A 24317-nucleotide genomic window follows, 5' to 3' on the forward strand; every position below is an offset into this window, starting at 1 on the left:
TCTCAATCCCTCAGGCGCAGGGCCAGCCACAGCTCGGCCCGCGTGTCCGCGGCGTCCAGGTCCCGGCCGAGCAGCTGCCCGACCTTGGCGATCCGGTGCCGCAGGGTGTGCCGGTGCACGCCCAGCGCCGCCGCGGCCGGATCCCACTGCCCGTTGTGGGCCAGCCACGCCCGCAGCGACGCGATGAGCTCGCCCCGTCCGGTCGCATCGTGTTCAACGAGCGGGGCGAGCAAGCGGTCCGCGAACACACCGGCGACTTCCGGATCGACCAGCCGCAGCACGCCGTCATCGGCCAACTCGGAGAACCTGGTGACCGGCAGATCGGCGCGGACGGCGGCGGCCAGCGCCCGCTGGGCCTGCTTCAACGCCCGGTCCAGCGAGCCGTATTCGGCCGGATCGGACACGCCGACCTGGAGCCCCGGCAGGGACAGCTCGGCATCGGCCTCGACGATCACCAGCACCGAATCCTGGTATGGGGCATGGAAAGCGTCCCCGGCCTGCTCAAGCACGGCCTGGAGCCGGCGGGGCGGGCCCGCGGCCAGCACGACCCGCACCGGGGCCGCCGGCAGCTCGCCCCACAGGTCGGCGGCGATCTCGGCCACCAGCGCGGTCTCCCCGGCCAGCAGCAGCCGCAGCAGCCCGCCGCGCAGCCGTCGCGTGGCCGTCTCCACGGCCTGCGACTGCTCGAAGCCGACCGTCAACAAGGACGCGGCGGTGGTGAGCACCTGCTGGTCGGCCCGGGTCAGCCGAGTGTCGCGGCCGACCGCGAGATAGCCGCGGACCCGAGCGCCAACGCCGAGGGTCTGCACGGCGATCTCCACGCCGGCCGACTCGAAGGTCAGGCTCGCCGGCCCGGGATCGAGCCGGGGGAGCTCGCGCAGCAGTTCACTCAGCACGGGACTGTCGCCGGCCCGGACCTGGCCGCGCGGATCGAGCACCACGGCCCAGGCCTTGAGCCGGCGAGCCAACTGGGCTGTGACACCTCTGACGCCATTGGGTCTCACCGCCGCCGAAGTCAATGCCCGCTGGGCCTGATACGCCCTGGTCACGGCGGCGTACTCCTCGGCCGCGACGGCCTTGGCCACGGCCTTGCTGATCGCGATGAACGGCACCTGGCGCGGCACCTCGATCACCGGCAGCCCGAGCGCGTCGGCCGCCTTGATCACCGTGGTCGGCACCGCCGCGTGCGTCAGCCCGGTGCCGAAGCCGAGGCCAGCGACCCCGGCGGCGTGCAGGCGTTGCACGTAGGCCGTCGCGCCCGAGCGCACCCACAGGCCGGTGGTCAGCAGCAGCTCGCCGCCCTCCAGGAAGGCCGTCGGGTCGGCCAGTTCGCTGGTGTGCACCCACTGCACCGGCCGGTCCAGGTGCTCCGCGCCGGCGAGGACCCGCAGAGCCAGGTCGGGGCGGTCCACGAGCGCGGCGAGAGTGGGGGTCACCGGGCGGTCCTCGACAGTTCGGCGAACAATTCGGGCTGACTTGTCCAAACAGGCTACTTGGCCGCGGCGGTCCCGCCGACCACCGTTGACCAGAGCCCTGACAGACCGGAGCCGCCCGTGAGCGCCGCACCACCGAAACTGGCGTCAACCCTGCAACGCCGCCACCTGAGCATGATCGCCATCGCCGGCGTGATCGGCGCCGGCCTGTTCGTCGGCAGCGGCGCTGCCATCAAACAGGCCGGTCCGGGCGCGCTGATCGCCTACGCGGTGTGCGGCCTGCTGGTGATCCTGGTGATGCGCATGCTGGGCGAGATGTCGGCCGCCAACCCGGAGACCGGCTCGTTCTCGGCCTACGCCGACCGCGCCATCGGCCCGTGGGCCGGCTTCACCATCGGCTGGCTGTACTGGTTCTTCTGGGTCGTCGTGCTCGGCGTCGAGGCCACCGCCGGCGCCAGCATCGTGCACCGCTGGGTGCCCGAGGTGCCGCAGTGGACGTGGGCGCTGATCCTGATGGCGCTGCTGACGGTCACCAACCTGTTCTCGGTCCGCTCCTACGGCGAGTTCGAGTTCTGGTTCGCCTCCATCAAGGTCGCCGCGATCGCGGTGTTCCTGCTCGTCGGCGTCGTCGCGATCCTCGGCCTGATCCCGGGTTTCGCCTCGCCCGGCCTGTCCAACCTGACCGGGCACGGCGGCTTCCTGCCCAACGGCGCGTCGCCGGTGTTCGCCGCGATGCTGGTGGTGGTGTTCTCCTTCTTCGGCGCGGAGATCGCCACCGTCGCCGCCGGCGAGTCGGCGGACCCCGGGCACGCCGTGCGGTCCGCGGTGCGCTCGGTGGTGTGGCGGATCATCGTGTTCTACCTGGGTTCCATCGCCATCGTGGTGACGCTGCTGCCGTGGGACGACGCCGGCGTGGCCAAGAGCCCGTACGTGGCGGTGCTGGAGCGGATCGGCCTGCCGGCGGCCGGCGCGGTGATGGACGTGATCGTGCTGACCTCGGTGCTGTCCTGCCTGAACTCCGGGCTCTACACCGCTTCCCGCATGATGTTCTCACTGGCGGGCCGGGCCGACGCGCCGGCCGTGCTGGGCCGCATCGGCCGCACCGGCGTGCCGACCGCGGCGGTGCTGGTGTCCACTGTGGTCGGTTTCGTCACGGTGGTCTTCAACTACGTCTCGCCGGACACCGTGTTCCTGTTCCTCACCAACTCCTCCGGCGCCATCGCGGTGTTCGTGTGGATGGTGATCGCCGTGTCCCAGCTGCGGATGCGCCGCCAGCTGGAGCGGGACGCGCCGGAGCGGCTGACCCTGCGCATGTGGGGGTACCCGTACCTGACCTGGGTGGCCATCGCGGCGATGGTCGTGCTGCTGGTCGGCATGGCCTTCGACGCCGACGCCCGGTCGCAACTGCTGCTCAGCCTGCTGGTCGGCGCGCTGGTGCTGGTGGTCGGCCTGGTCCGGCACCGCGGCCGCGTCCGCAGCACCGTTTAGCTTGACAGAGAAAGGAATGCCAGTGGCCACGCCCACTCTTGCCCGTCACCTCGTCACCGAGATCCCGGGGCCGCAGTCGCAGGCCGCCCAGCTGCGCCGGCAGCGGGCGGTGGCCGCCGGCGTCGGCAGCACGCTGCCGGTGTTCGTCGAGTCCGCGAGCGCCGGCCTGCTGCACGACATCGACGGCAACACGTTGGTGGACCTGGGTTCCGGCATCGCCGTCACCAGCGTCGGCGCGGCCGCGCCGGAAGTGGTCGCGGCGGTGCGGGACCAGGTCGCCAAGTTCACCCACACGTGTTTCATGGTCACGCCGTACGACGCCTACGTGGAGGTGTGCGAGCAGCTGGCCGAGCTGACCCCCGGCTCGCACGAGAAGCGCTCGGCCCTGTTCAACTCGGGCGCGGAGGCGGTGGAGAACGCCGTCAAGATCGCGCGGCACGCCACCGGGCGGCAGGCGGTGGCGGTGTTCGACCACGCCTACCACGGCCGCACCAACCTCACGATGGCGTTGACCGCCAAGAACATGCCGTACAAGCACCGGTTCGGGCCGTTCGCGCCCGAGGTCTACCGGCTGCCGATGTCCTACCCGTTCCGCGACCCGGCCGGCCTGACCGGCGAGCAGGCCGCGGCGCGGGCCCTGGACCAGCTGGACAAGCAGGTCGGCGCGGACAACCTGGCGTGCGTGCTGATCGAGCCGATCCAGGGCGAGGGCGGCTTCGTGGTGCCGGCGCCCGGCTTCCTCAAGGCCGTCTCCGACTGGTGCACGGCCAAGGGCGTGCTGTTCATCGCCGACGAGATCCAGAGCGGCTTCTGCCGCACCGGCGCGTGGTTCGCGTCCGAGCACGAGCAGGTGGTGCCCGATCTGGTGACCACGGCCAAGGGCATCGCCGGCGGGCTGCCGCTGGCCGGCGTGACCGGGCGGGCCGAGGTGATGGACGCCGTGCACGGAGGCGGCCTCGGCGGCACGTACGGCGGCAATCCCGTCGCCTGCGCCGCCGCGCTGGCCTCCATCGGCATCATGCGGGACCAGGACCTCAACGCCCGGGCCCGGGCCATCGAGGAGATCACCCTGCCGCGGCTGCGCGAGCTGGCGGCCGGCTCCCCGGCCATCGGCGACGTGCGGGGCCGGGGCGCGATGCTGGCCGTGGAACTGGTCCGGCCGGGCACGCTGGAGCCGGACGCCGAGCTGGCCGGGCGGATCGCGAAGGCTTGCCACGCAAGGGGAGTCGTCGTGCTCACCGCCGGCACCTATGGCAACGTGCTGCGGCTGCTGCCGCCGCTGGTGATCCCCACGGATGTCCTGAACGACGGCCTCGACGTGCTCGCTGAAGCGATTCAGATCACGATAAGGTAACGGCGACAGGTGTGAGTGATCGGGTCACCGGTCCACCTCGTAGTGCCGGATAGCAATGGTTATCCAGGAAAGGTGGTCGGACCGGTGATCTCTCGCACGGTGCGCAAGGCCGCCGTCCTCGTCGTGCTCGCGGCCGGCACGCTGCTGCCGGCCGCCGGCTGCTCGGTCGGCACGTCGCAGGCCGCCGCCGCGGCCGGGCAGGGCGGGACCGGACAGGGGCAGATCGACCCGAGCAACCCGCTGGACGTCGGCACCGAGGTCACGCAGAGCCAGTGGGGACCGGTGGGGCCGGCGGACCGGCTGATGCTGGTCAAGGTCGCGCTGGCCGGCTCGTGGGAGCTGCCCAGCGGCGAGATGGCGCAGACCAGGACCAGCACTCCGGCGGTGCGCACCGCCGGGCAACACCTGATCATGGGTCACACCATGCTCAACCAGAAGAACGAGGAGATCGCCAAGGAACTGCACGTCACGATCCCGACCAAGCCGCTGCCCGAGCAGCAGGGCTTCCTGACCGCCATGCAGAACGCGGCCCCGGGCATCGACTTCGACCGGGCCTTCGTCGGGCCGCTGCGCGACCAGCACGGCGCCGTCTACCAGCTGCTCTCGCAGGTCCGGACCGGCACCCGCAACACGCTGATCCGCGACTTCGCCAACGTCTGCATGAGCACCGTGCTCGACCACATCACCGTGCTCGAACAGACCGGTCTGGTCAACTACAACGCCCTGCCCTCGCCGACCGCGCCGCCGATCACCCCGGTGACCACCGCGGCCCAGATCACCTCGGACAACAACAGCAGCATCGGGGTGTTCGTGATCGCCGCCGTGATGGCCGGCATCGCGATCGTGGTCCCGGTGTTGCGGCGCAGCAGCCGGGGCGGCAAGCGGAGGGCCGGGTCCGCCATCCCCGAGTGACGGGGTTAGATGGGCGGCGTGAGTGTGGACGCGTTGCTGCTGCTGTCGTTCGGCGGACCGGAGGGTGAGGCCGACGTCCGGCCGTTCCTGGAGAACGTGACCAGGGGCCGGGGCGTGCCGCCCGAGCGGCTCGACGAGGTCGCCCAGCACTATCTGCACTTCGGCGGCGTGTCCCCGATCAACCAGCTCAACCGGGACCTGATCGAGGCCGTCCGCGCCGCCCTCGCGGCCGCCGGGATCGACCTGCCGGTCTACTTCGGCAACCGCAACTGGCATCCGATGATCGAGGACACCGTCGGCAAGATGCTTGCCGACGGTGTTCGCCGTGCGCTGGTCTTTCCCACCTCGGCCTACGGCGGCTACTCGGCCTGCCGGCAGTACGACGAGGACATCCTCCGGGCCCGCGCCGCCGTCGGCTCCGCCGCCCCCGAGTTGGTGAAGATCCGTCAGTTCTTCGACCACCCCGGCTTCGTCCTGCCCTTCGCCGACGCCGTCCGCGCCGCCGCCTCGGGCTTTTCCGACTACCGCCTGGTCTTCACCGCCCACTCCATCCCCAACTCCTTCGACGCCACCGCCGGACCCGCGGCCCTGGGTGGGCACCTCTACTCCCGCCAGATCGCCGAGGCCGCCCGCCTCGTCGCCGCCGAGGTCGGCGTGCCCGACTACGACGTCGTCTGGCAGTCCCGCTCCGGCCCGCCCCAGGTGCCGTGGCTGGAGCCGGACATCGTCGACCACGTGGATGCCATGCACGCCAAGGGAGTCGCCAACCTCGTGGTGTGTCCCGTCGGCTTCGTCAGCGACCACCTCGAGGTCGTCTGGGACCTCGACACCGAGGCCCGCGAGCGCGCCGAGTCCCACGGCATGGGCTTCGCCCGCGCCGCCACCCCCGGCCCCGACCCCCGCTTCGCCACCATGGTCGTCGACCTGATCCGCGAACACCTCGGAGGTCTCGAGCCGCAGAAGCTCTCCTCCTTCGACACCCTGGGCTGCACCGCCAACGGCGAGTTCTGCGCCGTCGCCTGCTGCGAACCCCCGGCCCGGCGCCCGAGCCGCTGACGGCCGGGCCGTGCCACGGATTCCGCCACAATTTCGTCCGGGTGCGTCACTTGTTTCGGAAACGCCGGTGACCCCGGGGTCGAAATGTCGGCCCCGGGGTCATTCAGGCATTGCTCAGTTGTGTTCGACGAACAGTTCGAGTGCGTTGTGCCCGTCGCAGAACGTGTAGGGATGCGTCGTGTCGTTGTACAGCTCGTGCCAGAAGTTGTTCGTGTCCAGACCCCAGATGCCGAAAGTGTTCACCTTGACGCACTTCTGGCGCCCGGCCGGGGTGTTCGGCGTGGTGACCGTCAGGGTCAGGCTGGAGATGCCGCTCCAGTAGAGGTGCTGGCCCGGCCTCGGCGCGGCGTGCAGGTTGACGGTGCTGAAGGTGTTCTGGAAGTCGCCCCAGGTCTGGAGGTGCTCCTGGTCGCCGTCGCAGCCGTTGGTGGTCGTCCGGACCAGGTGCGCGTCGTAGTCGAACGAGGCCCCCGGATCGCGGTAGCGAATCGTCGCCCAGCTGGGGATGCAGGAGTTGGTGTTGGAGAGGTCCCCGATGCCGAACACCATGTTGAATTCTTTGAAATCGTCGGTCGGCGCGGCCGACGCCGGCGCCGCCTGAAGCGCCATGGCGCTCAGCAGAACGCCCGTCACCACCATCGCCACCCGGCGGGCGGCGCGAAGAGTTTTGGTCCCCAGCAAAGTAGTCACCTTTGTTCGTTCGGTGTCCGACTTGGACGAATCCGAGCTTAAGGGCGAACTCTTCCGGGTGACATGATGATCTCTCGGGAAAACCCTGGGCGAAATTCCCGAAGATCGGGAGTGCGTGCCCCCTTGTCGTTGTCCGCGACGCCTGATACGCACGGTGACGAATCGGACACGAAAGGCGACGGAGTGGGGAAATCCGCCGCTCGTTGTCCAGTGTGTTTCCGCGATCGCGCCCGAACGCGCGGCCGGAAGGGCCTCAGCGGGCGCGCTGCCGCCGGATTCCCGTCACCAGCGACCACAATCCGACCAGCGCCACGATGGGGCCGATGGTGGCCCACAGCCGGGAACCGGTCATGAAACTGCCGGTCACGTAGCCCAGCCCCTGCGCGGTCCACAGCAGCCCGAGCAACACCAGCACCACGCCGAGCAGGACGAACACCCATGGCTTCACGGGCAGAGCCTACGCCCGCCGACGCCATCCCCACTCGACCGCGGGCGCGGGCGTCCGGTTAACTCGGGCAACCCTGCGCACAGGAGGAGTGACCACACGATGCAGAGGAAGCGGATCATGGCGGCTGTGGCCGTCGCCGCGACGCTGGCCACCGGCCTGACGGCCTGTGGCGGCTCCGGAGGGGGACAGGGCTCGGGGGCGGACAGCTTCAACGCCGCGGTGGGCAAGGTGCACAACGCCTCGGACGCCAAGGGCGGCACCGTGCGGCTGGCCAACTCGGGGGACTGGGACTCGCTGGACCCGGCCGACTCGTACTACAGCTACGAGTGGGACTTCGCCCGGCTCTTCGGCCGCAGCCTGCTCACCTTCGCCGCGGCCCCCGGCCAGGGCGGCACCAAGCTCGTGCCGGACCTGGCCACCGACCTGGGCAAGCCCAGCGACGACGACAAGACGTGGACCTATCACATCCGCACCGGCGTGAAGTTCGAGGACGGCGTCACCGTCACCTCGAAGGACGTCAAGTACGCGGTGGAGCGGTCGCTGGACAAGACCGTCTTCCCGGACGGCCCCACCTACTTCAACGACTACCTCGACCTCCAGGGCTACACCTCGCCGTACAAGGACAAGGGCGACCTGAAGGCCATCGAGACGCCGGACGACACGACGATCGTGTTCCACCTGAGCCGGCCGTTCGCCAGCTTCGACTACTTCGCCATGCTGCCCTCCACGATGCCGGTGGAGCAGGCCAAGGACACCGGCAGCGAGTACAAGAAGCACGTGCTGTCCACCGGGCCGTACAAGTTCGGCGAGAACACCCTGGGCAAGAGCTTCACGCTGGTCCGCAACGACCAGTGGGACCAGAAGACCGACCCGATCCGCAAGGCGCTGCCGGACAGCTTCCAGGTCTCGCTCAACGTCAACGCCGACGACATCGACCAGCGGCTGATGGCCGGGGACCTGGAGTTCGACGTCACCGGCGTGGGCGTGCAGGCGGCGGCCCAGGGCAAGATCCTGGCCGACCAGAAGCTCAAGGGCAGCGCCGACAACCCGACCGAGGCTCGGCTCTGGTACACCGCGATCAACGGCGACGTCGCCCCGCTGGACAACGTGCACTGCCGCAAGGCCGTCGAGTACGCCGCCGACCGCGCCTCCTACCAGGCCGCCTACGGCGGCTCGATCGGCGGCGACGTCGCCACCAACCTGCTGCCGCCGGTCATCCCGGGCGCGAAGGCCTTCGACCCGTACCCGTCGGCCGACCACGCCGGCGACGTGGACAAGGCCAAGCAGGAGCTGTCCGCCTGCAACCAGCCCGACGGCTTCAGCACCAACATCTCCTACCGGGCCGAGCGCCCCCGGGAGAAGGCCACCGCCGAGTCGCTCCAGCAGTCGCTGGCCAAGGTCGGCATCAAGCTGACGATCAAGCCGTACCCGCAGAACGACTACGGCAAGCTGTACGCCGGCAAGCCCGACTTCGCCAAGAACAACAGCCTGGGCCTGATGGTCTACGGCTGGCAGGCGGACTGGCCGGAGGGCTTCGGCTACTTCAGCCAGATCGTGGACAGCCGGGTCATCCGGTCCAGCGGCGGCAACAGCAACCTCGGCGTCAAGGACCCCGAGGTCGACCAGCTGATCGACAAGGCGTCGGTCACCGAGGACGCCACCGCCCGCGAGCAGCTGTGGGGCCAGGTCGACCAGCGGGTGATGGACGACGCCTACATCCTGCCGGGCCTGGTCGCGAAGTCCCTGCTGTACCGTTCCTCGAAGGTCACCAACGTCTTCGTCAGCGACGGCTACGGCATGTACGACTACGCCGCCATCGGCATCAAGCAGTAGCGCCTTTTTGATGTCATGAAGGGCCCCATACTGACGTTCAACGTCAGTATGGGGCCCTTCATGACGCTAACGGCGCTTGTCGGCGTGGGCGCTGAGGACGCGGACGGCTTCCTCGACGGCGGCGCAGCGGGCCCGGCGGACGGCGTTGGTGAGCGGGCGCAGCGCCTCTTCCCGACCGCGGGTGGCCGAGGCCGACATGGCCCCGCCGGGGGAGTCGCCGGCGGCGACCTCCAGGATCGCGGCGACCTCGTCGGCCCGCTGCAACACCCGCAGCGACCGCGGCGGCATGCCGTCCGGCCACACCGGCCGGGGCTGGTTGGCGATGACCGCCTCGATGTCCTTGCGCACGTTCGGGCGATGCCGGGCCACGTCCAGGTCCACCAGCGTGGCGGCGGCCTGCCGCATCGCGTCGGCCAGGCCGTGCTCGGCCTCGCCCAGCGGCACGTGCTCGGGCGGGATGATCTCCGGCAGGTCGAACACCGTCCAGCGGATCACCTGGTCGGCGACCAGCCGCGGCACGATGCCGAGCCCGGCCTCCGGCAGCACCATGGCCTGCCCGGCGCGCACCGCGGTGGCGTTGAGCGGCCCGTTGCCGCCGAGGCCCCGGGTGTCGCCGGGCACGGGCAGCACCAGCCGGCCGTCGCCGGCCTGGGTGCGCCGCAGCGCCGCGAGCAGCATCGCGGGGGCCGCCGGCATCTCGTCGGGGCCGGGGAGGTCGAGGGCCGTGGCGGTGCCGTCGTCGTCGGCGACGACTTCGTGCAGCTCGGCCCAGATCTGGAGGGCGTCGAGGACATCGTCGGCCGCGGCCGCGCCGTGCAGCCAGGCAGAGGTCCAGACGACCAGCGTCGCGCTCGGAGACACGCCTACCGACATTACAGACGCGGACCGGATCAACCGGTCGGACCCACCCGGCGGATCAGCAATTCGCGGAACATGTGCTCGTCGGACGGCAGCGCGAAAGCCCGGTGCGGCACGGCGTACACCGGGCCGTGGGCCCGCGCGCCGATCCGCAGCACGATGCCGTGCTCGGTCTCCTGCCAGCCCTGCAGTGACGACCAGGCCACCTCGTCGGGCAGGCCCGTGCCGTGCATGCGCAGCGCGAACTCGTCGGCGGTGGCCCGCACGCGCTGGTTGGCCGACATGGCGTCCCGGTAGAACAGGCGGGCCTGCCACGGCACGCCGACGGCGACCGCGCCGGCCGCGACCAGGCTCAACAGCGCCGCCTGGGTGTTGCCGGCGACCAGCAGCACGGCGGCCACGATCACCAGCGAAAGCGAGAAGGCGGGAGCGAAGCGGACCGCCGGCGCGACCGCGCGCAGCGCGTCCCGCCGATCGGCCGGTTCCGGCTCCCAGGAGAACTCGACGCGCACCGGGCGCCTCCGTAATCTACGTCACACTGCGGATGCGACAGTCTGCTCCGGAAGAGTGATCGATTGCCACTTCGGCGCGCCGGGCGGTTGTCCAGGTTCGCCGAGCGTCATCACCGGCGACAGTCCGCAGTGGATCTGACGACGGTTCGCATTGTCCGTGTCGCTGTATGCTCCCGGCGCGGCTCTGCTGGGGCAGGTGGTGGAAAGGTGCACGCGGCGAACGGGGTCCCGCTGCGGGTCGAGGTGCTGGGACCGGTGCGGGCGCTGCTCGGTGATCGTGAGATCGCGCTGGGTCCCCCGATGCAACGCGCCCTGCTCGCGCTGCTGGCGCTGCGCGCGAACCGCGCCGTCGGCCGCACGGAGCTGGTCGACGCCCTGTGGGGCGACGACCCGCCGACCACCGCCGGCGGCAGTGTCTCCACCTACTTGTCGGCGCTGCGCCGCGCACTCGAACCCGACCGGCCCAGCCGCGCGCCCAGCGCCCTGCTGGTCTCGGCCGGCGCGAACTCCGGCTACATGCTGCGGCTGGACAGCGGGGCGCTGGACTGCGACCGCGCCGAGCAACTGCGTGAACGGGCAAGGATCGCGCGAACTTCAGGCGATCTTCACGGCGCGGTGGTCCAGCTCCAGTCGGCGCTGCGGCTGTGGCGGGGCCTGCCGTTCGACGGCATCTCCTGCCCCTTCGTGGCCGGCGAGCGGGCTCGCGTGGACGAGCTGCGGCTGGCCACTGTGGAGTCGCTGGCCGACGCCCTGATCGCGCTGGGCCGCAACGACGACGCCGTCGCCGAGCTGTCGCCGGTGGTGCGCCAGCAGCCGCTGCGGGAACGGCCGCGGGCGCTGCTGATGACCGCCCTGTACGGCGCCGGCCGCAAGGCCGACGCGCTGGAGGTGTTCGAGGACGCGCGCCGCGTGCTCGTCGACGAGTTGGGCATCGAACCCGGCCCCGAGCTGCGGGACCTGCACCGCGACCTGATCGCCGACAAGCCCGCCGCCCCCGCGCCGGCCGCCGCCCCGGTCACCACCGGGGCTACCGCCGCCCCCAAGCCGGCCCAGCTGCCGCACGACGTGCCCGGCTTCACCGGCCGGGTCCGCGAGCTGGCCCAGCTGGAGGACGTCCTGGTTGGCGGCGACCGGACCGTAGCGGTGATCTCGGCGATCGACGGCAGCGGCGGCATCGGCAAGACCGCGCTGGCCGTGCACGTCGCGCACCGCGTCGCCGGCCAGTTCCCCGACGGCCAGCTCTACGTGAACCTGCGCGGCTTCGACCCGCAGCAGCCGCCGCTGCAACCGGCGGCGGCGCTGGGGCAGCTGCTGCGCGGCCTGGGCGTGGAGGCGGGAGCGATCCCGGCCGAGACCGACGAGCAGGCCGGCCTGTACCGGAGCCTCATCGCCGGCAAGCGCATGCTCGTGCTGTTGGACAACGCCGCCAGCACCGACCAGGTGCGGCCGCTGCTGCCCGGCAGCCCCAGCTGCTCGGTGCTGGTGACCAGCCGCAGCCGGCTGGGCGGCCTGGTCGCCCGGGACGGGGCGCATCGCGTGACGCTGGACGTGCTCGACGAGAGCGAGTCGGTGCAGATGCTGGCGGCCGGGGTGGGGCTGGCCCAGATCGAGGCGCAGCCGGAGGCCGCCGCCGAGCTGGCCCGGCTGTGCGGGCACCTGCCGTTGGCCCTGCGGATCGCCGCCGCCCAGCTCAACGACCGGCCGCACCTGGACCTGGACGACCTGTGCCAGGAGCTGGCCGACGAGCGGGCCCGGCTGGACGTGCTCGCCGTGGACGACGAGAGCACCGCCGTGCGGGCCGTGTTCTCGTGGTCGTACCACGCGTTGAAGCCGGAGCCGGCCCGCATGTTCCGGATGCTCGGGCTGCACGCCGGCACCGAGATCAGCGTGGCCGCCGCGGCCGCGCTGGCCAACGTGCCGGTGGTGCGGGCGCGGCGGCTGCTGGACGTCGTGGCCAGCGGCCACCTGCTGGAGGGCGTCGGCCGCGACCGGTACCGATTCCACGACCTGCTGCGCGTCTACTCGGCCGAATGCGCCGCCGAGCACGACAGCCGGGCCGAGCGGATCGCCGCCGTCAGCCGGCTGCTGGACTTCTACCTGCACACCGCCAACACCGTGGACGAGATGCTCGCGCCCTACCGGCGGCGCTCCGAGCTGCCGCCGCCGGTGCCGGGCGGGCAGCCGGCCGCCTTCACCGACAGCAGCGCGGCCCTGGCCTGGTGCGAGACGGAGCTGTCCAACCTCATCGCCGCCACCTCACAGGCCGCCGAGCTGGGCGACACCTACCACGCCACCGGCATTCCCGGCGCGATGTGGGCGTTCTTCGCGCTGCGCACGCCGTGGCCGGAGTGGATCTCCAGTCACCAGACGGGAATCGGCGCCGCGGTGGCCGCGGGCGACCGCTACGGCGAGGTGCGGCTGCTGATCGGGCTCGGCTACTGCTACAACGAGCTGCGCCGGCACATGCAGGTGCTGGAGTGCATGGAGCGGGCCCGCATCGTCTACGAGCCGCTGTCCGGCGGCCCGCTCGACCACGTCGTCGGCGGCGCGCTCGGATCGGCGTACTTCTGGGCCGGGCGCGTGGACGAGGCGTTCGAGCTGACCAACTCGGCCCTGGCGGCCAGCCGGCGGACCGGCGACCTGTGGAGCGAGGCCTGGGCCCTGAGCCACCTGGGCAGCTACTGCCGGGTGCTCGGGCGGTACACCGAGTCGGTGGCCAACTTCGACCGGGCGCTGCGGCTGTTCGTGGACATGGAGGACCGGGCCGGCGCGATCAAGGTCTACCGGGAGCTGGGGGAGGCGCACCGGCACTTCGGCAAGCTCGACCGCGCCGCCGACTGTTTCCGTGGCGCGGTGCGGCTTTTCCGGGAGTCCGGCGGCCGGCCGGGCGAGGCGTGGTCGCTGCACGAGCTGGCCAGCGTCCTGCACGAGGACGGCAAGCTGGCCGAGGCCAAGATCTCGTGGGAGCAGTCGCTGGCGATCCTGGAGGAAGTCGGCGACCACCGCGTCGAACAGGTCCGCCGCCGCCTCGCCGCCATCGACGCCGCCGCCGGCGTCCGCCGCTCCCGCTGAACCTTCGCGAGCCCCGCCTGGCGACATACTCGCCGGGGGTTCACGCCAGCGAGGACTCGGTGAGCAGGGCGCGGGCGGCGGCGACATCGGTCGTCGCCAGGATCCGGTCCACGCGGGCGGCGAAGTCGGCCGGGGCGCCGGGCAGCTTGGCCGCCGAGGCGACGGCGTTCTTCTCGGTGGCCAGCCACACTCCGGCCCGGGCGTGCAGCACGTGCACGAGACAACCGATGCCCCGGAACAGGAATCCCGTCGCCGAGAAGCGGTCGCCGCGCGCCGCCGGGACGGCCGCGTTGCCGACGCTGAACGCCGCCTCGAAGCCGTAGGTCCCCTCGATCGCCTCGGCCAGCTCGGCCGGATACGGATCCAGCCGGGCCCGGATCTCGGCCAGCGCGCCGTCGGGATCGGCCAGCACCACGGAGGTCGCCAGCTCGGCGAGATAGGCGTGCGAGAAGAAGCCCAGCGGATGGCCGACCTGCGCCTCGCAGCGGACCACGCCCCGCCGCACCTCGTCGAGGATGTCGGTGACCCGATCCAGATCCCGCCACAGCAGATCCGTTTTGGCGCCCGGAGTCTTGAGCCAGGCGCCGCCGTCGACCCACGGCCCCCACTCGCCCGGCTCGGTCACGGCCGACCCCGGCCACTCGGCGGCGATTTCGCGGAGAGCGGACAGATCCATCGCACCCCGGCGGTAAACGCCCAGATCGGTGTCGGAATGCTCGTCGGCGGCGCCCCGGGCCCGGGAGCCGCCGAGCACGACGCCGACCACCCCGCCCACGTCGGCGATGCGGCTGGCCAGGGAATTCAGGTCGGTCACGGGGCCACAGCCTGCCGTAGACCATCCCGACGTCCCACCACATTTTACCTCGCCCGGGCCCGTCCTGGCGCACAGCCGGCGCCAGCGCCGTCATAGTGGAGTTGCTCCACGTCGACCTGCTTGCCCAGGGCTATTAGCTTCATCAGGGTGACAGTTGTTCCGACCCCACCCCACTCGCTGCCGACGACCGTGGGCCAGTTGCGCGCCGCCGGGCACGAGCCCCGTTCCGTGAAGGCCGAACTACGGGACAACCTGCTCGACGCGCTGCGCGCCGGGCGCGACCCGTGGCCGGGCATCGTCGGCTTCGACCGCACGGTGCTGCCCCAGCTGGAGCGCGCGATCATCGCCGGCCACGACGTCGTGCTGCTCGGCGAGCGCGGCCAGGGCAAGACCCGCCTGCTGCGCACGCTCGCCGGCCTGCTCGACGAGTGGACGCCGGTGATCGAGGGCGCCGAGCTGGCCGAGCACCCGCTCGACCCGATCACCCCCGCCTCCCGTCGTCGCGCCGCCGAGCTGGGCGAGGACCTGCCGGTGTCCTGGCTGCACCGGTCCCAGCGCTACACCGAGAAGCTGGCCACCCCCGACACCTCGGTCGGCGACCTCATCGGCGACGTCGACCCGACCAAGGTGGCCGAGGGCCGCAGCCTCGGCGACCCGGAGACCATCCACTTCGGACTGGTGCCCCGCGCCCACCGCGGCATCGTGGCCGTCAACGAGCTGCCCGACCTGGCCGAGCGGATCCAGGTGGCGCTGCTCAACGTGATGGAGGAGCGCGACATCCAGATCCGCGGCTACACGCTGCGGCTGCCGCTGGACGTGCTGCTGGTGGCCACGGCCAACCCCGAGGACTACACCAACCGCGGCCGGATCATCACCCCGCTCAAGGACCGGTTCGGCGCCGAGGTCCGCACCCACTACCCGCTGGAGGTGTCCGGCGAGATCGACCTGATCAACCAGGAGGCCCAGCTGGTCGCCGAGGTGGGTGATCACCTGATCGAGGTGGTGGCCCGGTTCGTGCGGCACCTGCGCGAGTCCACCTCGGTGGACCAGCGCTCCGGCGTGTCCGCCCGGTTCGCCATCGCCGCCGCCGAGACCGTCGCCGCCGCCGCGCTGCGCCGGGCCGCGCTCACCGGCGAGGCCGAGGCCGTGGCCCGGCCGGTCGACCTGGAGGCCGTGCCGGCGGTGCTGCGCGGCAAGCTGGAGTTCGAGTCCGGCGAGGAGGGCCGCGAGCACGAGATCCTGGAGCACCTGCTGCGCCGCTCGGTGGCCGACACCGCCCGCGGCAAGCTGGCCGGGCTGAACCTGAAGTCGCTGGCCGAGGCCGTGACCGACGGGCACCCGGTGGCCACCGGCGAGCGGGTGCCGGCGACCGAGGTGCTGGCCGCGCTGCCGGAGCTGCCGGTGCTGCACGAGGTGGCCGCGCGGCTGGACATCAAGGCCGACCAGCCGGCCGGCTGGATCGCCTCGGCCGTCGAGTTCGCGCTGGAGTACCTCTACCTGAGCCGCCAGCTCGGCAAGGACGCCGACGACGAGATGACGGTCTACGGCTGATGGCCACCCCGGCACGGCGTTACCGCTACCACGAGTGGCTCGGTGGCGATGATCCGCTCGCCCCGCCGGCCGACCTGCGGGCGGCGCTGGACGAGCTGGGGCGCGAGGTCATGGAGGGCTCGTCGCCGCAGGCGGCGCTGCGTGAGCTGATGCGTCGGGGCGTGCAGGGCACCCGCGGCCTGGACGACCTGACCCGCCAGGTGTGGGAGCGGCGCGCGCAGATCCAGCGCCGCAACAACCTGGACGGCACCATGCGTGAGGTCCAGCGGCTGCTCCAGGAGGCCCTCACGGCCGAACGGCGCGAGCTGTTCCCGAATCCGTCCGACGACGCGCGGTTCCGGGAGGCGCAGCTGGACGCGCTGCCGCCCGGCACCGCCGCCGCCGTCACGGAGCTGTCCACCTACGACTGGCAGTCCTCGGACGCCCGCGAGTCGTACCAGAAGATCCAGGACCTGCTCGGCCGGGAGATGCTGGAACAGCGCTTCCAGGGCATGAAGCAGGCCATGCAGAACGCCACGCCGCAGGACGTGGAGCGGATCAAGGACATGCTGTCCGACCTGAACTCGCTGCTGTCCGCGCACTCGGCCGGCCAGGACACCTCGCAGCAGTTCCAGGAGTTCATGGCCAAGCACGGCGAGTTCTTCCCGGAGAACCCGCGCAACACCGACGAGCTGGTCGACGCGCTGGCCCAACGCTCGGCGGCGGCCCAGCGCATGCTGAACTCGATGACCGACGAGCAGCGGGCCGAGCTGGCCCAGCTCGGCCAGCAGGCCTTCGGCGACCCCAGCCTGGGGGCGCAGCTGGACCTGCTCGACGCGCACCTCCAGGGGCTGCGGCCGGGGGAGGACTGGACCGGCTCGGCCCGCTTCCGCGGCAAGAACCCGATGGGACTGGGTGAGGGCGCGCAGGCCATGCAGGACCTGGCCGAGCTGGACGCGCTGGCCGAGCAGCTGGCCCAGTCCTACCCGGGGGCCTCGCTGGAGGACATCGACGTCGAGGCGCTGGTCCGGCAGCTCGGTCAGGAGTCCGGAGTGGACGCCCGCCGACTGTCCGAACTGGAGCGTGAGCTGCGCCGGCAGGGCCTGCTGGAGCGGGCCGCCGACGGCGGGCTTCGGCTGACGCCCAAGGCTTTGCGACGGCTCGGCGAGACGGCGCTGCGTCAGGTCGTCGACCAGCTGCGGGGCCGGGGCGAACGGGACAGCGACCGGGCCGGCGCGGCCGGGGAGCCGACCGGGGCGACCCGGGAGTGGGAGTTCGGCGCCACCGAGCCGTGGGACGTGTCCCGGACCGTGCGCAACGCGGTGCTGCGCGCGGCTTCCTCGGGCGGCGGCCCGGTGCGGCTGGCCGTCGAGGATGTCGAGATCGTGGAGACCGAGCAGCGGGCCCGGGCCGCGGTCGCGCTGTGCGTGGACACCTCGTGGTCGATGGTGCAGGACGGCCGGTGGCTGCCGATGAAGCGCACCGCGCTGGCCCTGCACCAGCTGATCAGCACCCGGTTCCGCACGGATGCGTTGCAGCTCATCACCTTCGGGCGGCACGCGTCCACTGTGGACATCGGCGAGCTGACCGCGCTGGAGGGGGCGTGGGAGCAGGGCACCAACCTGCACCACGCGCTGCTGCTGGCCGGCCGGCACGTGCGGCGGCATCCCGACGCGCAGCCGGTGGTGCTGGTCGTCACCGACGGCGAGCCGACCGCGCACCTGGAGTCCGACGGCGAGGCCGTGTTCAACTACCCGCCGATGCAGCGGACCGTGGGCAAGACGCTGATCGAGGTCGACGCCCTGGCCAAGCTGGGCGCGTCGATCACCGTGTTCCGCCTCGGCGACGACCCGCGGCTGGCCCACTTCGTCGACACGGTGGCCCGCCGCAGCGGCGGCCGGGTGATCGCCCCCGACCTCGACGGCCTCGGGGCCGCCGTCGTCGGCGACTACCTCCGCAACCGCCGCGGCCGCTGACCCCCGCTCCCGGGCACGCCGAACGAGTCGGTGTGCCCGGGGGCGTCAGGCGTTGTCGGTCAGCACCTCGTCCACGAACTTGTTGAGGCTGGCCATGGTCCTGGCCACCTCTTCGTCCACAGTGGACGTCACCCGGGCGCTGGTCACTGCCGACGGCTTGCGCTTGCCGCGGATGTAGAGGCTGCACGCGAGGTCCGCGCAGATGTAGGTGCCGACGGTGTTGCCCTGCTTGCCCGCGTTGCCCACCCGGCGGGCCGCGAACAGCGACACGTCCGCCGCCGCGTGGGTCGTCTGGCACAGCGCGCACAGCGAGCTCTTCAACTGGCTCGCGTGCGGCGCCGCCGCCCTCAGCGCCAGGCCCACCAGCTTGCCTTCACGGGGCAGCACCAGATAGGCGTTGGCCGGCGCCTTCGGATCGCGCCAGCCCAGGAAGTCCAGGTCCTCCCAGCCGATGTCGGCCAGCTTGCCCGGCAGGTTGAGCCGCTTCGCCTCCCCCTTCGAGCAGTTCACGAAGGCGGCCCGGATCGTCGTCTCGTCGAGCGGTTCCACAGGTCCGAATCATGCCTCACCAGCGCAACCGGGTTTCGGCTCGCCCGCCGGCGGGTCAGCGCAGGTGGGCGTTGAGGAAGGCGGTGGCCAGCTGCCAGGCCGCGGCGGCGGCCTCGGGGTGGTGGAACATCGGCGCGGCGTGGTTGTGGAAGGCGTGGCCGGCCTGCTCCTGGACGTGGATCTCGACGTTCGGCCGGCCGGCGACGGCGGCCTCGACCTGGGCGACGGCGTCGCGGGGGAGGTAGGGATCCTGGCCGCCGAAGTGGAACTGGAGCGGGCAGGTGATCCGGTCCAGCAGGTCGAGCTGGCCGGGCACGGCGGAGCCGTAGAACGACACGACGGCGTCGGGGTCGGAGGCGGCGGCCAGGCCGTAGGCCAGGGAGCCGCCGAGGCAGAAGCCCAGCGCCCCGGCTTTGCCGGTGACCTCGGGCAGCGACCGCAGGTGGGCGAGGCTGGCCACCACGTCGGCTAGGCCCAGCTCGGCGTCGAACTCGCCGGCCACGGCCAGCGAGGCGTTGAGACCGGCCTCGTCGTGGGCGGAGGACCAGCCGGGGTCGGTGCGCCAGAACAGGTCGGGCACCCCGACCACGAAGCCGGCGGCGGCCAGCTCGCCGGCCACCGAGCGCAGGTAGTCGTCCAGGCCGAAGATCTCCTGGATCAGCACGAGGGCGGGGCCCTGCCCGCCGGCCGGCAGCCACACCGGCAGATCGAAGTCGCCGACGGTGTCCACACGAGTCGTCACGGTGTGCGTTGTACCAGCTGGTGCGGTCTCAGGTCGATAACGACCGCGGTCACGGGGCAACGGCCATTCTCGGAAATCGTCTCCTGAACGTACAACCTGTGAGATGATCCGTCGGCCGCCGTGGTCGGCGGTGAACAGCTTCAGGGGGGAAATAAAATGAGCGGGACGGCTCTTGCCGTCGCGATGACGGCCGTCGTCTATGTGATGGTCGCCATGGTGCCGGGATTGTTGATCGGTTACGCGTCGGGAATTCGTGGCTGGTTGTTGGCCGCGGCTTCGCCGGCGCTCACCTATGGCGTGATCGGAATCTTCGGTCCGCTGGCGCCGATCGTCGGCATTCGATGGAACGCGCTCACCCTGGTCGGCGGGAGCGTGCTGTGCGCGGCCGTCGCCTTCGGCCTGCGCCGGCTGTTCCGCTCACCGGACGCCCGGCAGCCCGGAGCCGGCCTCGGTTGGCCCAGGTCAGCGCACTGGATGCTGGCCGGCGCGGTGCTGATCGCCACCGTCGTGGGTCTGCTGGCGATGGGTCGGGCGAGCGGCTTCACGGCCATCCCGCAGTGGTGGGACGCCGAGTTCCACGCCAACGCCATCCGTTTCATCGCCGACTCGGACAACTCGTCCCCGGCGGCACTTGCCGCAATCGATGCGACCGGAAGCACCAGCTTCTTCTATCCCAATGCGTATCATGTGTTGGACGCCACGGTGACACAGATCGGCGGCTGGTCGATTCCTCAGGTCCTCGACGTGGGCAACGGATTCCAGATCGGCCTGTTCGCGTTGTCGATCTCCGTGCTCGTCGCCGAAGTCACGAAAATTCCCGCGTTGGCCGCCGCCACGGGCATTGTGGCCTGCGCGTTCACGCAATTCCCGTATGACACTCTCACCTGGGGCCCGCTGTTCCCCTTCACCGCCGGCGTCGCGCTCATCCCGGCGCTGCTGGCCCTGCTGGCCAGGGTGCTGGCCGCGCCCACCAGCGGCGCCGTCGTCGCCACCGCGCTGGCTGGGGTCGGCCTGACCGCCGTGCACCCCAGCGTCACCGTCGCCGCCGCCATCCCGGCCGTGTTCTTCCTGCTCCAGCGCTGGATCACCGTCCGCCGCGTGCCGCTGGCCGACCTGCGGACGCTGCTGCTGGTCGCCGTGGTCGGCGGGATCACCGGCGTCTTCCAGGTGCTGGGCATCCTCACCGCCGCCGGCGGGGCCACCTCGGCCTGGCCGCCGGGGCTGACCGCGCTGGAGGCCACCCAGCAGTTCGTCACCGGCAGCCGGTCCACCGGCCTGCCCGCGCTGTGGCTGATCGGCCTGTGCTCCGTCGGACTCATCGGCCTGTTCGTGCTGCGCGGCGCCTCGAAGCTGATCTGGTGGATGGTCGGCGGCGTCGCCTTCGCCGTGCTGTTCGTGCTCGACGCCTCGTCCGACGCGCACTGGGTGCGGGTCGTGACGCAGCCGTGGTGGAACGACTCGTGGCGGCTGTACGCGATCGGAGCGATGAGCGTGGTCGTGCTCGGCGCGATCGGCCTGGTCACTCTGGCCCGCCTGCTGTCCCGAACTGTGCCCCGGCTCAACTCGGCCGTCGCCGTGGCCGTGGTGGCGCTGCTGGTCGTCATCGCCACCAAGGGGCTGTACCTCAACCGCAACACCAACCGTCTGGCCTGGGCTTTCTCCGACGGTCCGGTGGTGACGCACACCGTCGAGGCGGGCATGCAGGCGCTGGGCAAGATGGTCCCGGCCGGGTCGATGGTGATGAACGACCCGTACGACGGCTCGCCGTGGATGTGGGCGCTGGCCGACGTGCACCCCGTGTTCGGGCACGCCCCGATCCTGCCGCAGGACGCCGACGCCGTCGGCAAGCAGCGCATGACGCTGTTCGAGCGGTTCAACAAGCTCGACACGGACGCCGCCGTCCAGACCGCTGTGCGGGAGCTGCACATCCGGTACGTGTTCCTGTCGCAGGGCTCGATCACCGGGGCCAAGCCGGGCCACCCCGACGGCCTCACCGGTCTCGACCAGGTGCGCGGCCTGAAGCTGGTGTTCCAGAATTCCCAGACGAAGATCTACCAGGTCACATCCCAGATCGTGGACAGCTGATTGCGCTGGTCGGACGGGGCGTGCTGACCCGGGCGGTGCTCGCGGTTAGGGTCGAAGCCATGCAGACCTGGTCATCAGTCCCGGTACCCCGGGTTCCCGGCACGCCTCGGCCCCTGCGGCTGTTCGACACCTCGACCGCGCAGGTCCGACCGACCGCACCCGGCGAGACGGCGACCATCTACGTCTGCGGGATCACCCCGTACGACGCGACCCACCTCGGCCACGCCGCCACGTACCTGGCCTTCGACCTGGTGCAGCGGCAGTGGCTGGACAACGGGCACCAGGTGCACTACGTGCAGAACGTGACCGACATCGACGATCCGCTGCTGGAACGGGCCGCGCGCGACCAGGACGACTGGGTCGTGCTCGGCATGCGGGAGACCGCGCTGTTCCGGGAGGACATGGTGGCGCTGCGGGTGCTGCCGCCGCGCGAGTTCGTCGGGGCGGTCGAGGCCATTCCCGAGATCGTCGAGTCCATCGGCAAGCTGTTGGCCAGCGGGGCGGCGTACCGGGCCGACGACGCCGAGTACCCCGACGTCTACTTCGACCGCAACGCCTCCGGGCACTTCGGCTACGAATCCAACTACGACGTCGCCACCATGACCGAGTTCTTCGCCGAGCGGGGCGGCGACCCCGACCGCGTCGGCAAGCGGGACCCGCTCGACGCCCTGCTGTGGCGGATGGCCCGTCCCGGCGAGCCGTCGTGGGAGTCCGAGCTCGGCGCCGGCCGTCCCGGCTGGCACATCGAGTGCAGCGCCATCGCGTTGAACCGTCTCGGCGACGGCTTCGACGTGCAGGGTGGTGGTTCGGACCTCGTGTTCCCCCACCACGAGTTCAGCGCCGCCCACGCCGAGGCCCTCACCGGCAAGCACCCCTTCGCGCGGCACTACACCCACGCCGGCATGATCGGCCTCGACGGCGCCAAGATGTCCAAGTCCCGAGGCAACCTCGTGTTCGTCTCCCGCCTGCGGGCCGACAACATCGACCCCGGTGCCATCCGCTTGGCCCTGTTCGCCGGTCACTACCGCTCCGACCGGCCGTGGAGCGAGCAGCTGCTCGCCACCGCCCAGGACCGCCTCGCCCGCTGGCGCTCGGCCGTCGCCCTGGACTCGGGCCCGTCCGGGGCCGACACCGTCGCCCGGCTGCGTGATCATCTGTCCGACGACCTCGACACCCCCAAGGCCCTGGCCGCCGTGGACGCCTGGGCCGAGCAGGCCTTGGCCGGTGCGGGATCGGATTCCGAGGCTCCGGGGCTGGTCCGCACGGCGGTGGACGCGTTGCTGGGGGTTGAGCTGTAGGGGATTGTGGTGGAGGCCCCCGTTCCGGGATGGGACGGGGGCTGTTTTTTGGGTTTTTGGGGTGGGGTTTTTGTGTGGTCGGGGGGTGGGGTTTGCTTTGTGGGGTTGGGGTTGTTGTGTGGTTGGGGGTGGGGTGGGGCGGTGGGTTGGTGGCTCCGATTGTCGAAGCGGAAAGCCTGTGTTGCCAGTCGCTTTCCCGGGTCGCCGGCTTTGTGTTGCTGGAGGGGTGTTTCGGTCCGCTGTGGAATTGTCAAAGAACAGGTGCGGTAGGCGGTATTCGGGGCGGGTCGTGGTCAGTACTGGTGGGGTTGGGTGGTGTAGTGGCGGCCCTGGGGAGTGACCCAATGCAAAGTGCCGTCGTCGTCGAGGGTGACGGTGTGGTCGCCGTGCTTGAGGTGGTGGTGGTGTTGGCAGTAGCCCTTGAGCTGGTCCGGGTTCGTCTTTCCCTGGGGCCACGGGATGGTGTGGTCGATTTCCTGGATGGGGTTGACACAGCCGGGGGCGCAGCAGGTGCCGCCGTCACGGAGTTTGGTGAACTCCCGACACCGGGCTGGGGGCTTGTAGAGGTGGGTGGCCATCGCGGCGGCCCGCTGATACTCATCGAGCAGGACACCCCGCCACGGGCCCAGCATCGCCAGCTCACGGGCGGAGTCGGCGCTGATCGGGCCATAGCCATCCAGCAGACCCGGGTCCTCGGTCAAGCCCATCAACGTCTCCATCGACAGGGTGACGTGGACCTGGACCTTGCGGTCGATGCCATACCCGAGGAACCGGTCCAGGAACGCGTCCACCCGCTTCTGGTCGGTGGTGCGGCAGTCCTTGCACAGCGCCCGGGCGTCAGCGGTGGCGATGTCGTAGCACTGGCGGGCGTCGATCGCCGACATGCGGATCCGCAGCTCGGCCATGCCGTTGGGCAGGGGGTAGAACTCGATCCGGCGTTCCTTGTCGCGGGCCTTCTGACGGCGCTGCTCGTAGCCCAGCGGATCAGCCTCCGCGACCAGCTTGGTGGTCCGACGGGCCAACTGGGTGCGGGTCAGCTCGGCGGCCACTCCGACCAGCTGGTCTTCGATCTCGGGGATCGTGGCGGGGTCGAGGTGGACCACCCGCTCGTCCACGGTCTCCAGCCGGCGTAGGTCGATCTCGCCGCGTCGCAGTTGCTCACACAGCCGAGGCAGCCGGTCCAGGACTTCGGCGCGCTCTTGCTGTCGGAACAGGGACTGTTCGGACTCGTGGGTGGCCATGGACATCTCGGCCAGGTCGTCGAAATTGCGGAGAATGCACAATCGAGCGTGGTCGGCAACCGCCGTGATCTTGCGGGCCATGACGAATGCGGTGACTTGTTGCTCGGGTGTGAAGGTGGAGAGATCCGCGCCGAGGAGCAGGTCCAGCATCGCTCCCGAAGGCTCAGCAGACTCCAGCTCTCGGGTGATTTCTGACATACCCCAACGATACCCCTATTGAAGATCCAAATCGAACCACTAACGAGTGAACCTGTGTTTCATGCATAATCGCGACGACGACCCCACCCAAATCACCACGGCGACAATCGTCTACACCTTCACGCTCCGGAGGGTGGATTTTGCGCGGAGGGGGGCGATGGCATAAGCTTGTTGCGTATCGAGGCAGGCGGAGCCTGCCCGATAGCGCCTTGATACGCCATCGCCCAG

19 protein-coding genes are annotated in these 24317 nt (G+C 71.0%); 10 read left to right on the plus strand and 9 right to left on the minus strand.

Annotated elements, in window-relative coordinates:
- Positions 1-2 precede the first annotated feature (2 nt).
- Complete coding sequence (locus ACIG5F_RS10190; protein ID WP_396517150.1) at positions 3-1436, minus strand: PucR family transcriptional regulator; 1434 nt, start codon at positions 1434-1436, stop codon at positions 3-5.
- A 171-nt stretch (positions 1437-1607) separates the two neighbouring features.
- Here ACIG5F_RS10190 and ACIG5F_RS10195 point away from each other — a divergent pair, with 171 nt between their 5' ends.
- The 4 genes from ACIG5F_RS10195 to ACIG5F_RS10210 all read left to right on the plus strand — a co-directional run bounded on the left by ACIG5F_RS10195 (position 1608) and on the right by ACIG5F_RS10210 (position 6243).
- Positions 1608-2921, plus strand: a complete 1314-nt coding sequence (locus tag ACIG5F_RS10195) for an amino acid permease (RefSeq protein WP_396517360.1) — start codon at positions 1608-1610, stop codon at positions 2919-2921.
- 16 nt (positions 2922-2937) lie between these two features.
- Entirely contained in the window at positions 2938-4275 is a 1338-nt protein-coding gene (gabT, locus tag ACIG5F_RS10200) for a 4-aminobutyrate--2-oxoglutarate transaminase (protein ID WP_396517151.1), read from the plus strand.
- Positions 4276-4359: 84 nt separating this feature from the next.
- Positions 4360-5187 (plus strand): DUF4142 domain-containing protein, encoded by an 828-nt coding sequence (locus tag ACIG5F_RS10205; protein ID WP_396517152.1) that lies wholly within the window; start codon positions 4360-4362, stop codon positions 5185-5187.
- Positions 5188-5205: 18 nt separating this feature from the next.
- Positions 5206-6243: a ferrochelatase gene (locus ACIG5F_RS10210; protein ID WP_396517153.1), complete on the plus strand. Its 1038-nt coding sequence runs from the start codon at positions 5206-5208 to the stop codon at positions 6241-6243.
- Between the two features lie 114 nt (positions 6244-6357).
- Here the strand turns inward: ACIG5F_RS10210 and ACIG5F_RS10215 are convergent, their stop codons facing one another.
- Together ACIG5F_RS10215 and ACIG5F_RS10220 are read right to left on the minus strand one after the other, a co-directional pair.
- Entirely contained in the window at positions 6358-6924 is a 567-nt protein-coding gene (locus ACIG5F_RS10215) for a hypothetical protein (protein ID WP_396517154.1), read from the minus strand.
- Positions 6925-7186: 262 nt separating this feature from the next.
- Positions 7187-7381 carry a hypothetical protein gene (locus tag ACIG5F_RS10220; protein ID WP_396517155.1) on the minus strand — a complete coding sequence of 65 codons (195 nt, stop codon included), beginning with the start codon at positions 7379-7381 and terminating at the stop codon, positions 7187-7189.
- Between the two features lie 117 nt (positions 7382-7498).
- On the opposite strand from ACIG5F_RS10220, the gene ACIG5F_RS10225 reads away from it, so the two are divergent.
- A complete protein-coding gene (locus ACIG5F_RS10225) occupies positions 7499-9214 on the plus strand; it encodes an ABC transporter substrate-binding protein (RefSeq protein WP_396517156.1) in 1716 nt (571 codons plus the stop codon).
- Between the two features lie 66 nt (positions 9215-9280).
- On the opposite strand, the gene ACIG5F_RS10230 is transcribed toward ACIG5F_RS10225, so the two are convergent.
- Positions 9281-10075, minus strand: coding sequence for a hypothetical protein (locus ACIG5F_RS10230; RefSeq protein ID WP_396517157.1), 795 nt, complete (start codon positions 10073-10075; stop codon positions 9281-9283).
- A 29-nt stretch (positions 10076-10104) separates the two neighbouring features.
- Positions 10105-10584, minus strand: a complete 480-nt coding sequence (locus ACIG5F_RS10235) for a YcxB family protein (RefSeq protein ID WP_396517159.1) — start codon at positions 10582-10584, stop codon at positions 10105-10107.
- Between the two features lie 207 nt (positions 10585-10791).
- Here ACIG5F_RS10235 and ACIG5F_RS10240 point away from each other — a divergent pair, with 207 nt between their 5' ends.
- Positions 10792-13656, plus strand: coding sequence for an AfsR/SARP family transcriptional regulator (locus ACIG5F_RS10240; protein ID WP_396517160.1), 2865 nt, complete (start codon positions 10792-10794; stop codon positions 13654-13656).
- Positions 13657-13696: 40 nt separating this feature from the next.
- Here ACIG5F_RS10240 and ACIG5F_RS10245 read toward each other — a convergent pair whose 3' ends face one another.
- Entirely contained in the window at positions 13697-14470 is a 774-nt protein-coding gene (locus tag ACIG5F_RS10245; protein ID WP_396517161.1) for a nucleotidyltransferase domain-containing protein, read from the minus strand.
- Between the two features lie 147 nt (positions 14471-14617).
- Between ACIG5F_RS10245 and ACIG5F_RS10250 the strand changes: the two genes are divergently transcribed.
- Both ACIG5F_RS10250 and ACIG5F_RS10255 read left to right on the plus strand, forming a co-directional pair.
- Positions 14618-16021 (plus strand): ATP-binding protein, encoded by a 1404-nt coding sequence (locus ACIG5F_RS10250; protein WP_396517163.1) that lies wholly within the window; start codon positions 14618-14620, stop codon positions 16019-16021.
- On the plus strand, positions 16021-17976 hold the full coding sequence (locus tag ACIG5F_RS10255) for a hypothetical protein (protein ID WP_396517164.1): 1956 nt from the start codon (positions 16021-16023) through the stop codon (positions 17974-17976). The genes ACIG5F_RS10250 and ACIG5F_RS10255 overlap by 1 nt, the downstream gene beginning before the upstream one ends.
- Positions 17977-18021: 45 nt before the next feature.
- Here the strand turns inward: ACIG5F_RS10255 and ACIG5F_RS10260 are convergent, their stop codons facing one another.
- Together ACIG5F_RS10260 and ACIG5F_RS10265 are read right to left on the minus strand one after the other, a co-directional pair.
- Positions 18022-18525 (minus strand): FBP domain-containing protein, encoded by a 504-nt coding sequence (locus ACIG5F_RS10260; protein WP_396517165.1) that lies wholly within the window; start codon positions 18523-18525, stop codon positions 18022-18024.
- 55 nt (positions 18526-18580) lie between these two features.
- Positions 18581-19267: a dienelactone hydrolase family protein gene (locus tag ACIG5F_RS10265; protein WP_396517166.1), complete on the minus strand. Its 687-nt coding sequence runs from the start codon at positions 19265-19267 to the stop codon at positions 18581-18583.
- 156 nt (positions 19268-19423) lie between these two features.
- Between ACIG5F_RS10265 and ACIG5F_RS10270 the strand changes: the two genes are divergently transcribed.
- The gene (locus tag ACIG5F_RS10270; protein WP_396517167.1) at positions 19424-21352 is read left to right on the plus strand and encodes a DUF6541 family protein; all 1929 of its coding nucleotides are present in this window, start codon (positions 19424-19426) and stop codon (positions 21350-21352) included.
- Between the two features lie 59 nt (positions 21353-21411).
- Entirely contained in the window at positions 21412-22650 is a 1239-nt protein-coding gene (mshC, locus tag ACIG5F_RS10275) for a cysteine--1-D-myo-inosityl 2-amino-2-deoxy-alpha-D-glucopyranoside ligase (RefSeq protein WP_396517168.1), read from the plus strand.
- Between the two features lie 293 nt (positions 22651-22943).
- Here mshC and ACIG5F_RS10280 read toward each other — a convergent pair whose 3' ends face one another.
- Positions 22944-24089 (minus strand): DUF222 domain-containing protein, encoded by a 1146-nt coding sequence (locus ACIG5F_RS10280; RefSeq protein WP_396517169.1) that lies wholly within the window; start codon positions 24087-24089, stop codon positions 22944-22946.
- Positions 24090-24317: the final 228 nt, after the last annotated feature.

This window comes from Kutzneria sp. NPDC052558 (assembly GCF_044547355.1).
Taxonomy (GTDB): domain Bacteria; phylum Actinomycetota; class Actinomycetes; order Mycobacteriales; family Pseudonocardiaceae; genus Kutzneria.